The sequence below is a fragment of the Streptomyces sp. NPDC006711 genome, assembly GCF_042869775.1.
Taxonomy (GTDB): domain Bacteria; phylum Actinomycetota; class Actinomycetes; order Streptomycetales; family Streptomycetaceae; genus Streptomyces.
Window position 1 is genome coordinate 65,123 of the sequence record NZ_JBIAGO010000015.1, and the last position, 11,870, is coordinate 76,992.

10 protein-coding genes are annotated in these 11,870 nt (G+C 71.2%); 1 reads left to right on the plus strand and 9 read right to left on the minus strand.

Annotation, left to right across the window (positions count from 1 at the left end; genetic code table 11):
• Positions 1-520 precede the first annotated feature (520 nt).
• The 9 genes from gatB to ACFYM2_RS25890 form a co-directional block, all read right to left on the minus strand.
• Entirely contained in the window at positions 521-2,029 is a 1,509-nt protein-coding gene (gene gatB, locus ACFYM2_RS25850) for an Asp-tRNA(Asn)/Glu-tRNA(Gln) amidotransferase subunit GatB (RefSeq protein ID WP_388839515.1), read from the minus strand.
• 17 nt (positions 2,030-2,046) lie between these two features.
• Complete coding sequence (locus ACFYM2_RS25855) at positions 2,047-2,286, minus strand: hypothetical protein (protein WP_350232817.1); 240 nt, start codon at positions 2,284-2,286, stop codon at positions 2,047-2,049.
• A complete protein-coding gene (gene gatA / locus ACFYM2_RS25860; RefSeq protein WP_388839518.1) occupies positions 2,283-3,776 on the minus strand; it encodes an Asp-tRNA(Asn)/Glu-tRNA(Gln) amidotransferase subunit GatA in 1,494 nt (497 codons plus the stop codon). The genes ACFYM2_RS25855 and gatA overlap by 4 nt, the downstream gene beginning before the upstream one ends.
• Before the next feature lie 5 nt (positions 3,777-3,781).
• A complete protein-coding gene (gene gatC / locus ACFYM2_RS25865; protein WP_003966094.1) occupies positions 3,782-4,078 on the minus strand; it encodes an Asp-tRNA(Asn)/Glu-tRNA(Gln) amidotransferase subunit GatC in 297 nt (98 codons plus the stop codon).
• A 407-nt stretch (positions 4,079-4,485) separates the two neighbouring features.
• A complete protein-coding gene (locus ACFYM2_RS25870; RefSeq protein ID WP_388839521.1) occupies positions 4,486-6,597 on the minus strand; it encodes a putative bifunctional diguanylate cyclase/phosphodiesterase in 2,112 nt (703 codons plus the stop codon).
• Positions 6,598-6,872: 275 nt separating this feature from the next.
• On the minus strand, positions 6,873-9,074 hold the full coding sequence (ligA, locus tag ACFYM2_RS25875) for an NAD-dependent DNA ligase LigA (RefSeq protein WP_388839524.1): 2,202 nt from the start codon (positions 9,072-9,074) through the stop codon (positions 6,873-6,875).
• A gap of 25 nt (positions 9,075-9,099) precedes the next feature.
• On the minus strand, positions 9,100-10,125 hold the full coding sequence (locus tag ACFYM2_RS25880) for a methionine synthase (protein WP_388839527.1): 1,026 nt from the start codon (positions 10,123-10,125) through the stop codon (positions 9,100-9,102).
• A gap of 40 nt (positions 10,126-10,165) precedes the next feature.
• Positions 10,166-10,864 carry an SDR family oxidoreductase gene (locus ACFYM2_RS25885; RefSeq protein WP_358999427.1) on the minus strand — a complete coding sequence of 233 codons (699 nt, stop codon included), beginning with the start codon at positions 10,862-10,864 and terminating at the stop codon, positions 10,166-10,168.
• A 19-nt stretch (positions 10,865-10,883) separates the two neighbouring features.
• On the minus strand, positions 10,884-11,423 hold the full coding sequence (locus ACFYM2_RS25890) for a TIGR00730 family Rossman fold protein (protein WP_358999424.1): 540 nt from the start codon (positions 11,421-11,423) through the stop codon (positions 10,884-10,886).
• 114 nt (positions 11,424-11,537) lie between these two features.
• On the opposite strand from ACFYM2_RS25890, the gene ACFYM2_RS25895 reads away from it, so the two are divergent.
• Positions 11,538-11,867, plus strand: a complete 330-nt coding sequence (locus ACFYM2_RS25895; protein ID WP_388461204.1) for a DUF427 domain-containing protein — start codon at positions 11,538-11,540, stop codon at positions 11,865-11,867.
• The last annotated feature ends 3 nt before the right edge of the window (positions 11,868-11,870 follow it).

An 11,870-nucleotide genomic window follows, 5' to 3' on the forward strand; every position in this document is an offset into this window, starting at 1 on the left:
CCGGCGATTGAGGACGAGCGCCCTTGAGGCGCGACACGGGGTCTGGGGCGGAGCCCCAGGGGTCTCGACTGCCGACCGTGCTGGGCTGAGCGCGCAGTTCCCCGCGCCCCTGGCGGGGTCGGTGCTGGCCCGCGCCGGCAACCTCAGGCTGCCCCCGTGCCCCCAGCGGGGTCGATGCTGGCCCACACCGGCAACCCCAGCCCGTCCGGCGTTTGAGGACGAGCGCCCTTGAGGCGCGACACGGGGTCTGGGGCGGAGCCCGAGGGACCTCGGCTGCGGACCGTGCGCGCTCCTCGCGCAGTTCCCCGCGCCCCTGACGGGGTCGGTGCTGGCCCACCCGGCATACCTCAGCCCGTCCGGCGTTTGAGGACGAGGCCGTTCAGGCCGGACGGGGTCCGGGGCGGAGCCCCAGGGGGTGCCCGCCCCCCTGGTGGGGTCGGTGCCGGCCCGCATGGAAGCAGAAGGGCGGCCGCTCCGGCAAGTTGCCGGGGGCAGCCGCCCCTTGGGGGAGGCGAGGGGGTCAGCCCTCGACGCCCAGGCGTTCCAGGATGAGCTCCTTGACGCGCGCCGCGTCGGCCTGACCCCGCGTGGTCTTCATGACCGCACCGACGAGCGCCCCAACGGCCGCAACCTTGCCCCCGCGGATCTTGTCCGCGACCGCCGCGTTGGACGCGATCGCCTCGTCGACGGCCGCACCCAGCGCACCCTCGTCGGAGACGACCTTCAGGCCGCGCTTCTCGACGACCGCGTCGGGATCGCCCTCACCCGCGAGGACACCCTCGATGACCTGACGGGCCAGCTTGTCGTTGAGGTCACCCGCGGCGACCAGCGCCACGACCCGCGCGACCTGCGCCGGCGTGACGGGCAGCTCGTCCAGGGCGACACCGCGCTCGTTGGCGTTACGGGCGAGCTCGCCCATCCACCACTTGCGCGCACCCGCCGCGTCCGCCCCCGCCTCGATCGTCGCGACGATCGGGTCGACGGCGCCCGCGTTGAGCATCGACTGCATGTCGTGCTCGGACACACCCCACTCCTCGCGGAGCCGGTTGCGCCGCGCCCGCGGCATCTCCGGCAGGCCCGCCCGCAGCTCCTCGACCCACGCGCGCGTGGGAGCCACCGGCACCAGGTCCGGCTCGGGGAAGTAGCGGTAGTCCTCGGCGTTGTCCTTGATGCGCCCGGCGGTGGTGGACCCGTCCTCCTCGTGGAAGTGCCGGGTCTCCTGCACGATCGTGCCGCCCGAGGACAGCACGGCCGCGTGCCGCTGGATCTCGAAGCGGGCCGCCCGCTCCACCGACCGGAGCGAGTTGACGTTCTTCGTCTCCGAACGGGTGCCGAACTTCTCGACGCCGTGCGGGCGCAGCGACAGGTTCACGTCGCAGCGCATCTGGCCCTTGTCCATCCGGGCCTCGGAGACGCCGAGCGCCTTGATGAGCTCACGCAGCTCGGCGACGTACGCCTTGGCGACCTCGGGGGCCCGCTCGCCCGCGCCCTCGATCGGCTTGGTGACGATCTCGATGAGCGGGATGCCGGCGCGGTTGTAGTCGAGCAGCGAGTGCGAGGCGCCGTGGATGCGGCCGGTGGCGCCACCGACGTGCAGCGACTTGCCGGTGTCCTCCTCCATGTGGGCGCGCTCGATCTCCACGCGGAAGATCTCGCCGTCCTCCAGCTGGACGTCCAGATAGCCGTTGAAGGCGATCGGCTCGTCGTACTGCGAGGTCTGGAAGTTCTTCGGCATGTCCGGATAGAAGTAGTTCTTCCGGGCGAAGCGGCACCACTCGGCGATCTCGCAGTTCAGCGCGAGACCGATCTTGATGGCCGACTCGACGCCGATCGCGTTGACGACCGGCAGCGAGCCGGGCAGGCCGAGGCAGGTGGGGCAGGTCTGCGCGTTGGGCTCGGCGCCCAGCTCGGTCGAGCAGCCGCAGAACATCTTGGTCTTGGTGCCGAGTTCGACATGGACCTCAAGGCCCATGACGGGGTCGTACGACGCGAGGGCGTCCTCGTACGAGACCAGATCAGTGACGGTCACGGTGAAAAACTTCCCTCTCAGCCCAGCAGGACGTCGTCGTCACCGATGCGCTTGAGCTCGCGCAGCAGGATGGCGACGCCGGTGGCGATGGCGGCGGCGGAGACGACGGCGTCCAGCAGCTTCAGCGTGTCGTTCTCGGTGCGGGCCTTCTTGGCCTGCTTGACGACGCTGATCGCGCCGAAGGCGGTGGTGCCGATGGACAGGTAGGTGCCGGCCTTGGACTTCTTGAAGCCTTTGGCCTTGGTCAGTGCACTCACAGCGACGGAGCCTCCTCGAGCAGCGGGTGTCCCCACTTTTCCACGAAGGCGGCCTCGACGGCGGCGCCCACCTTGTACAGGCGGTCGTCCTTCATGGCGGGGGCGATGATCTGGAGCCCGACCGGCAGGTCGTCCTCGGGCGCGAGGCCGCAGGGCAGCGACATGGCGGCGTTGCCCGCCATGTTGGTCGGGATGGTGCACAGGTCCGCGAGGTACATCGCCATCGGGTCGTCGGCGCGCTCGCCGATCGGGAAGGCGGTGGTGGGCGTGGTCGGCGAGACGATCACGTCGACCTGCTCGAAGGCCTTCTCGAAGTCGCGCGTGATGAGCGTGCGGACCTTCTGGGCGGAGCCGTAGTACGCGTCGTAGTAGCCGGAGCTCAGCGCGTACGTACCGAGGATGATGCGGCGCTTGACCTCGTCGCCGAAGCCGGCCTCGCGGGTCAGGGCGGTGACGTCCTCGGCGGACTTCGTGCCGTCGTCGCCGACCCGCAGGCCGTAGCGCATGGCGTCGAAGCGGGCCAGGTTGGAGGAGCACTCCGACGGCGCGATCAGGTAGTACGCGGAGAGCGCCAGGTCGAAGGAGGGGCAGTCCAGTTCGACGATCTCGGCGCCGAGCGACTTCAGGAGCTCGACGGACTCGTTGAAGCGCTGGACGACACCGGCCTGGTAGCCCTCGCCGGAGAACTGCTTGACGACGCCGACGCGCATCCCGGCCACCGAGCCGTTGCGGGCGGCCTCGACGACCGGCGGGACCGGCGCGTCGATGGATGTCGAGTCGAGCGGGTCGTGCCCGGCGATGACCTCGTGCAGCAGCGCCGCGTCCAGGACCGTACGGGCGCAGGGGCCGCCCTGGTCGAAGGAGGAGGAGAAGGCGACCATGCCGTAGCGGGAGACCGCGCCGTAGGTCGGCTTGACGCCGACGGTGCCGGTGACGGCGGCGGGCTGGCGGATCGAGCCACCGGTGTCCGTGCCGATGGCGAGCGGGGCCTCGTAGGAGGCGAGGGCCGCGGAGGAGCCGCCGCCGGAGCCGCCGGGGATGCGGGTCAGGTCCCACGGGTTGCCCGTCGGGCCGTACGCGCTGTTCTCGGTGGAGGACCCCATGGCGAACTCGTCCATGTTGGTCTTGCCGAGGATGACGACGTCGGCGTCCTTGAGACGCTTGGTGAGCGTCGCGTCGTACGGCGGGATCCAGCCTTCGAGGATCTTGGAGCCGGCGGTGGTCGGGACGCCCTCGGTGGTGAAGATGTCCTTCAGGGCCAGCGGGACGCCGGCCAGCGGGCCCAGCTTCTCGCCGGCCGCGCGCTTGGCGTCGACGGCGCGGGCCTGCGCGAGCGCGCCCTCGCGGTCGACGTGCAGGAAGGCGTGGACCTTCTCGTCGACGGCCTCGATGCGCGCCAGGTGGGCCTCGGTGACCTCGACGGCGGTGAGTTCGCCGGACGCGATCTTCGCGGCGGTGTCGGCCGCGGTGAGCTTGATGATGTCCGTCATGGTGATTAGTCCTCCCCCAGGATCTGCGGCACCTTGAAACGCTGCTGCTCCTGGGCCGGGGCGCCGGAGAGCGCCTGCGCGGGGGTGAGCGACGGACGGACCTCGTCCGCGCGCATGACGTTGGTCAGCGGCAGCGGGTGGGAGGTCGGGGGTACGTCTTGGTCGGCGACCTCGGAGACGCGGGCGACCGCGCCGATGATGTCGTCGAGCTGTCCGGCGAAGTGGTCGAGCTCTTCGCCCTTCAGCTCCAGACGCGCCAGCCGGGCGAGGTGGGCGACCTCCTCGCGCGTAATGCCAGGCATGCAGCGATCCTCAGGGGTGAGTGCGTGTGGTGTGGGCCCAATCCTATGGGGCGGGCCACCCGGACCACGAAACGGATTCCCTCCCGGGCCCCTGAGCATCCGATCCCAGCCCGCGCCTCAGCCCGTCCGGCGTTTGAGGACGAGGGACCTTCAGGCCCGAACGGGGTCTGGGGCAGAGCCCCAGGATCTTTCCCCTTCACCCCCGGAGGGTTTAGGGAAGGGGCGGGGAGGGGCCCCGGGGTCTGGGGCGGAGCCCCAGCGGCCCGGCTCGCACGTGCGGACCGTGCGTGGCTGAGCGCGCAGTTCGCCGCGCCCCTGGCAGGGCTGGGGCCGGCCCGCGCATCACCGCACACCCCCACACTCCTTGACAGGGTCGGCGCCGGCCGGCATCGGTATCGGCGGCGGGGTCACTGGACGGGCTGGCCCGAGGCCCGGCCCGCTTCCGCCTCGGCCTGCGCGGCCGCCGTGTCGGCCGGCCGGTGCCAACCCGTGTCCCCCCGCGCCAGCAGCCACGCCGTCGCCTCGGCCGGTGGCATCGCGGCGGCGACCAGCCACCCCTGCACCGCGTCACAGCCGAGCCCCCGCAGCCGCTCCCACGTCTCGTCGTCCTCGACCCCCTCGGCGACGACGAGCAGCCCGAGCGAGTGGGCGAGGTCGACGGTGCAGCGCACGATCTCCGCGTCCTCGTGGTCGACGGCGAGCCGGGCCACGAAGGACCGGTCGATCTTCAGCTCGCTGACCGGCAGCCGCCGCAGGTGGACCAGGGAGGAGTAGCCCGTGCCGAAGTCGTCCAGGGACATCTTCACGCCGTGGCTGGTCAGCCCGGCGAGGGTGTCGGCGGCCCGCTGCGGGTCCTCCAGCAGGACGTGTTCCGTGATCTCCAGTTGCAGCGCCCCGGCCGGCACCCCGTGCCGGGCCAGCCGCGCGGCGACGGCCCCCGCGAACCCGGGGGTGTGGACGTCGCGAGGAGAGACGTTGACGGCGACCGGCACGAACAGGCCCTGGGCGCGCCAGCGCGCGACCTGCGCGAGCGCGGTGTCCAGGACGTACTCCGTGAGGTGCGGCATGAGCCCGCTCGACTCGGCGATGGCGATGAACTCGTCCGGAGCGACCCGCCCGCGCTCGGGATGCACCCAGCGCACCAGCGCCTCAAGTCCCGCCACCTGCCCGTCGAACCGCACCTTGGGCTGGTAGTGCAGCTCCACGTCCCCGGCGTCGAGCGCGCGCCGCAGATCCCCCAACAGGCCGAGCCGGTCAGGGGTGTTGGAGTCCCGCTTGGACTCGTAGACCTCCACGCCCGTACGGTCGCGCTTGGCCTGGTACATCGCGATGTCGGCCCGGCGCAGCAGTCCTTCCGCGTCGAGGGCGTGGTCGGGGTAGAGGGCGACGCCGGCGCTGGCCTCAAGGACGAGGGTCAGCCCGTCGAGGTCGAGCGGCGATGACAGCTCGGCCACCAGGGCCCGGGCGGTGCGCATGGCCCCGGTGGCGGACTCGCACACGGGCAGCAGCACGGCGAACTCGTCGCCGCCCAGCCTCGCGGCCTCCGCGCCACGCGGCAGAGCGGTCTTGAGCCGTTCGGCTATCTGGAGGAGGAGGCGGTCCCCGGCGAGGTGGCCGAGGGTGTCGTTGACCGAACGGAAACGGTCGAGGTCGATCAGGACGAGGGCCGAACGGGTGGCACTGTTCTCGGCCTGCTCCAGCGCCGCCCAGGTGCGCTCCAGGAGCCACTGCCGGTTGGGCAGCCCGGTCAGCGGGTCGCGCAGCTGTTCCTCGGCGCGGGCGCGGGCGATCCAGAGCGTGGAGTCCAGGGCGACGAGCGGCACCGCGAACAGGGGCAGCAGGATGGGTACGGCCATGGCGACGACGCAGATCAGCGGGGCGATGCCGAGCAGGGCGATCGCGACGAGACCCTGGCGGAGCAGAGCGGTGCGGGCCACCGTCGGCAGACCGCCGCGGGGGGCGAGCGCGTACCAGAGCAGGGTCCTGGTGCACAGCAGATAGGCCCCGGCGGCCAGGACGATCTCGGGGACGGTGGTGACGCTCCACTGGGTGGGCCACCACGGCTCGGCGACGGAGGGGACGACGCCGAACACGGCGAGCACCAGGCCCGCCGCGCCCGCTCCCAGCACGTCCACGGCGCCGTGCAGCACGCCTTGGCGCCAGCGGTCGCGGCGCGCGGCGCCGACCAGGACCACCACGGCCAGGCTGACCAGCGCGGCCGGCAGCCAGCCGTACAGGAGCAGGACGGCGATGGTGAGGGCGGCTCCGGAGCCGGTGCCGCCCCACCAGCGCTCACGGCCGAGCGCGACGAGATGGCCGACGATGACGCCGCTGAGGACGACGAGCGACCAGCCCGTCGTCGCGCCGGGGAACAGCGCGTCGCCCCGCTGGAGCGCGCGGGAGAAGCCGGTGGCGAGGGCCACGCCCGCGAGGCCGGTGACGACGGCCGTCAGCCTGGACGAAAAGCCCGTGAACCCGCGCAGCCTCACGGCCGGGGCGGTGCTCTCGGTCGGTTTCATGCCCGTCCCTCTCACAGCCGGCGGTGCCCGTGCGCGCGATGGCCCCCCTGCCATGCCACCACGACTGGTGTCGCACCCCAAGCGCTCCCCGGGCAGGGGCAGTCGGCCGTGCTCGACGGGCGCGCCTCTCAACAGTAGGCCGCTGAAGGCTCCGTGGGGCAGCGGTCTACAGCTCTTGCCCGAATGCGCCCCGGCCTCCCGCATCGGTCTGCTATGCGCCGAACGGGTGACTTGGCGCGGCCTCCGGGCTCTCGGTTACTACCCTGCTTTCTTGACTATTCCCCCTCCGGGGCGTTCGGCATCGCGACTTCCCGTGCGGCTTCCGGCCCTTGTTCCAGCAGAATGGCGAATCCGTCCTCGTCGAGAACCGGGACCTTCACCTGCATTGCCTTGTCGTATTTCGAACCCGGGTTGTCGCCCACGACAACAAACGATGTCTTCTTGGAAACGGACCCGGTGACTTTCGCGCCCCGGCTCTGGAGGGCTTCTTTCGCGCCATCCCTGGTGTGCCGCTCGAGCGTTCCGGTCACGACCACGGTGAGACCCGCCAGGGGACGCGGCCCCTCGTCCTCGCCGGTCCTCTCGTCCTCCATGCGGACACCGGCGGCCTTCCACTTGCGCAGGATCTCCTGGTGCCACTCCTCGGTGAACCACTGCTTGAGGGAGGCGGCGATGATCCCCCCGACGCCTTCGACCGCGGCCAGTTCCTCCTCGGTCGCCTGCTGGATGCGGTCGATGGAGCGGAATTCCCGGGCCAGTGCTTCGGCGGCGACCGGGCCGACGTGACGAATGGAGAGCCCGGTCAGGACACGGGCCAGCGGGCGCTGCTTGGCGGCCGCGATGTTCTCCAGCATCGAGACGGCGTTCTTGCGCGGCTCCCCGTTCATATTGGCGAAGACGAGCGCGGTCTTCTCCTCGCCGGTCTTGGGATCGCGCTTGGGCAGCCCGCTGTCCTGGTCCAGGACGTACGCCCTGATGGGGAGCAGCTGTTCCATGGTCAGGTCGAAGAGGTCGCCCTCGTCACGCAGGGGCGGGGCGGCCGGTTCGAGGGGTTTGGTGAGGGCGGCGGCCGCGACGTATCCGAAGTTCTCGATGTCCAGGCTCTTGCGGCCGGCGAGGTAGAACAGCCGCTCCCTCAACTGGGCGGGGCAGGACCGCGCGTTGGGGCAGCGCAGGTCGATGTCGCCCTCCTTCATCGGACGCAGCGCGGTGCCGCACTCCGGGCACTGGGCGGGCATCTCGAAGGGGTACTCGCTGCCGTCCCTGAGGTCGGCCACGGGGCCCAGGATTTCCGGGATGACGTCGCCGGCCTTGCGCAGCACCACGGTGTCGCCGATGAGGACGCCCTTGGCCTTGACCACGTCCTGGTTGTGAAGGGTGGCGAACTCGACCTCGGAGCCGGCCACGGTGACCGGCTCGACCTGGGCGTAGGGCGTGACGCGGCCGGTGCGGCCCACGCCCACGCGGATGTTGATGAGTTTGGTGTTGACCTCTTCGGGCGCGTACTTCCAGGCGATGGCCCAGCGCGGGGCGCGCGCGGTGGAGCCGAGGCGGCCCTGGAGGGGGATCTCGTCGAGCTTGACGACGACGCCGTCGATCTCGTGCTCCACCACCGAGTGCCGGTTCTCGCCCATGTAGGCGATGAACTCCCGTACTTCTTCGAGGGAGTTGACCACCTTGTTGTGCTGGGCGGTGGGCAGGCCCCACTCGCGCAGCAGGCCGTAGGCCTGGGAGAGGCGGTCGATGTCGAAGCCCTCGCGTGCGCCGATGCCGTGCACCACCATGTGCAGCGGCCGGGTCGCGGTGATCTTGGGGTCCTTCTGGCGCAGGGAACCGGCCGCCGCGTTGCGGGGGTTGGCGAACGGCTTGTCGCCCGCTTCGACCAGACGCGCGTTGAGGCCTTCGAAGGCCTCCATCGGGAAGTACACCTCGCCCCGGATCTCGACGAGGGCGGGCACGCGGTCGCCCCGCAGCCGGGACGGGACGTCGGCGATGGTGCGCACGTTGGGCGTGATGTCCTCGCCGGTGCGGCCGTCGCCCCGGGTGGCGGCGCGGGTGAGTCTGCCGTGCTCGTACGTCAGGTTCACGGCGAGGCCGTCGACCTTCAGCTCGCACAGGTAGTGGAACGAGGGCGTGCCCACGTCCTTGGCGACGCGCTCGGACCAGGCCGCCAGCTCCTCGTCGTCGAAGGCGTTGTCCAGGGACAGCATCCGCTCGCGGTGCTCGACCGAGGCGAAGTCCGTCTCGTAGGCCCCGGCCACCTTCTGCGTCGGCGAGTCGGGCGTGCGCAGCTCGGGGTACTCCTCCTCCAGGGCTTCGAGGGAGCGGAGCAGCCGGTCGAAGTCGCCGTCGCTGATGACCGGCTGGTCGCGGACGTAATACCGGAAGCGGTGCTCCTCGATCTGCTCGGAGAGGAGCGCGTGCTGCTCCCGTGCCTCCGCCGGCACCGCCGCGTTCTGTTCGCCAGCCACCGTCATGTCCTCCCGTTTCCCGTTGTCCCCGTCACTCAGGGTTGTCCGCGAGCGATCTCGCCGCCCGGACGCAGTGGGCGAGCGCGGCCCGTGCGTAGGACGGGGACGCGCCTGCCATGCCGCATGCGGGAGTGATCACCACGGACTCGCCCAGAGTCCCCGGATTCAGCCCCAGCCTGCGCCACAGCGTCCTGACACCCATGACGCTACCGGCAGGGTCTGACAATGGGCCGTCGGTGCCCGCCACCACTCCGGCGAACAGCTTGACGCCGCTCTCGGCCGCTTCACCGATCTGTTCGTCGTCACGCTCGGTGAGCAGGTCGAAATCGAACGACACTCCCGCAGCGCCGGCCCTCCGCAGCAGCGCGAACGGGACGTCGGGGGCGCAGGAGTGGACGACGACGGGGCCGTCGTGGACGGCCATGACATCGCGCAGGGCGGACTCCACGACCTGGCGGTCGACGGCCCGGTGGGTGCGGTATCCGCTGGCGGTACGGATCTGGCCGCGCAGCACCGACGTGAGGGAGGGTTCGTCGAGTTGCAGCACCAGGTGCGCGCCGGGCACGCGGCGGCGTACGTCGGCGAGGTGGTCGCGCAGTCCTTCGGCGAGCGATCCGGCCAGGTCGCGGCAGGCGCCGGGGTCGCCGAGCGAGAGCTCGCCGCTCCTCAATTCCAGGGCGGCGGCCAGCGTCCAGGGCCCGACGGCCTGCACCTTCAGCGGGCCGGTGTAGCCCTGGGTGAACTCCTCAAGGGCGTCCAGGTCCTCGCCGAGCCAGGACCTGGCCCGCCGGGTGTCCCGGCCGGGCCGGTCGCTGACCCGCCAGCCGCTGGGCTCGACGTGTCCGTACATCTCGACGAGGAGACCGATGGTCCGCCCGATCATGTCGGCGCCGGGGCCGCGCGCGGGCAGCTCCGCGAGGTGCGGGAAGTCGCCGCGCGCGCCTTCGGCGCCGATCAGCGAGCCGGTGACGGTCTTGGCGGTCTCCCGCGCGTCGCCGCCCGGCATCGAACCGATCCCGGTGGCGGGCCCCCAGGGGAAATTGCTCTGTTCGCTCACCCCGGAAGCCTACGCAACCGGGCGCACGGCCCGGCCCCGGCTACTTGCCGGGGCGCACGGTGAGGTCGTTGACCTCGGCGTCGGCCGGCAGGTCGATGGCCATGATGATGGTGGTGGCCACCGACTCGGGGTCGATGTACCTGGCCGGGTCGTACTCCTTGCCCTCCTGCGAGTGCACCTTGGCCTGCATGGGGCTCGCGGTGCGGCCGGGGTAGACCGAGGTAACGCGGACACCGCTCGCGTGCTCCTCGTGGCGCAGCGCGTCCGCGAGCGCCTTGAGGCCGTGCTTGGAGGCCGCGTACGCGCCCCATTCGGCGTGCGCGCTGAGCCCGGCGCCGGAGTTCACGAAGACCACGTGGCCGCGTGAGGCGCGCAGTTGGGGCAGCAGGTGGCGGGTGATCTCGGCGGGGGCGATCAGGTTGACGTTGAGCTGCTGGTGCCAGGTCTTGGGCCGCAGATCGCCGACGGGGCCGAGGTCGACGACGCCCGCGATGTGCAGCAGCGAGTCGAGGTGGTCCGGCATGGACTGCTTGTCGAAGGCCCAGGAGAGGCGGTCGGGGTCGGCGAGGTCGCCGACGAGGGTGCGGGCGCCCGGGTGGCGGGCGGCGAGCTCCTTGGCGCGTGCGGCGTCGCGGGCGAGCAGGATGAGCTCGTCGCCGCGCGCGTGCAGTCGGCGCGCGACGGCGGCGCCGATGCCGGAACCGGCGCCGGTGATCAGGTGAGTAGCCATACCCGCCATGCTCGCACTCCTCCTCGCCCTACTGGATGCCGCGGGACTCCTCCAGGTAGGCGAGCGCGGCGACGGCGTCCTCGGCGAAGAAGACGAGCTCGGTGAGGGGCACGGGAAGGAAGCCCTCCTGCTCCATGCGGCGGAACTGCTCCTTGAGGCCGTCGTAGAAGCCGGCGGTGTTCAGCAGGACGACGGGCTTGGTGGTCTTGCCGTGCTTCTTGAGCTCCAGGATCTCGGTGGCCTCGTCCAGAGTGCCGGTACCGCCCACCATGATCACCACGGCGTCCGACTTGGCGAGGAGCAGCGCCTTGCGCTCGGCGAGGTCCTTGGTGATGACCATCTCGTCGGCGTTCTGGCGGGCCTTGGCCGCGAGGAAGTCGACCGACACCCCCACGAGCCGGCCGCCCGCCTCCTGCACGCCGTCGGCGACGACCTTCATGAGGCCGCTCTCGGAGCCGCCCCACACCAGGGTGTGCCCGCCCTTGCCGAGGAGTTCGGCGAATTCGCGCGCCGGTCGGGTGTAGCGCTCGTCGAGGTCGGCCGCAGACAGGAAGACGCAGATATTCATGCGCCCACCCTACGAGGCGGTTCCTTGTCGTTCTTGTCGTTCTTGTCGTTCTTCTCGTTCTTCCCGTTCTTGCCGCGCGGGAAGAAGCGGAGCACCCCGGGCGCTGCACCTGGTATGACGACAGGACATCGCATCACCATCGAGCGCGGCAGCGAGCATGTGCGGGTCGTTCACGACGGGCAGGTGCTGGCCGAGAGCCGGCGCCCGCTGCTCCTGTGCGAGACCGGGCTCCCCGTGCGCTACTACCTTCCGCCCGAGGACGTACGGACCGACCTCTTGACCGCGTCGGACACCCACACCTATTGCCCGTTCAAGGGAACGGCCTCCTATTGGTCGCTGCCCGAGGCGCCCGACCTGGTCTGGTACTACCCCGAACCCAAGGCGGAGGTGGCCGAGATCAAGGACCATCTCTGTTTCTACGAGGTCGAGAAGGTCACCGAGTAGGAG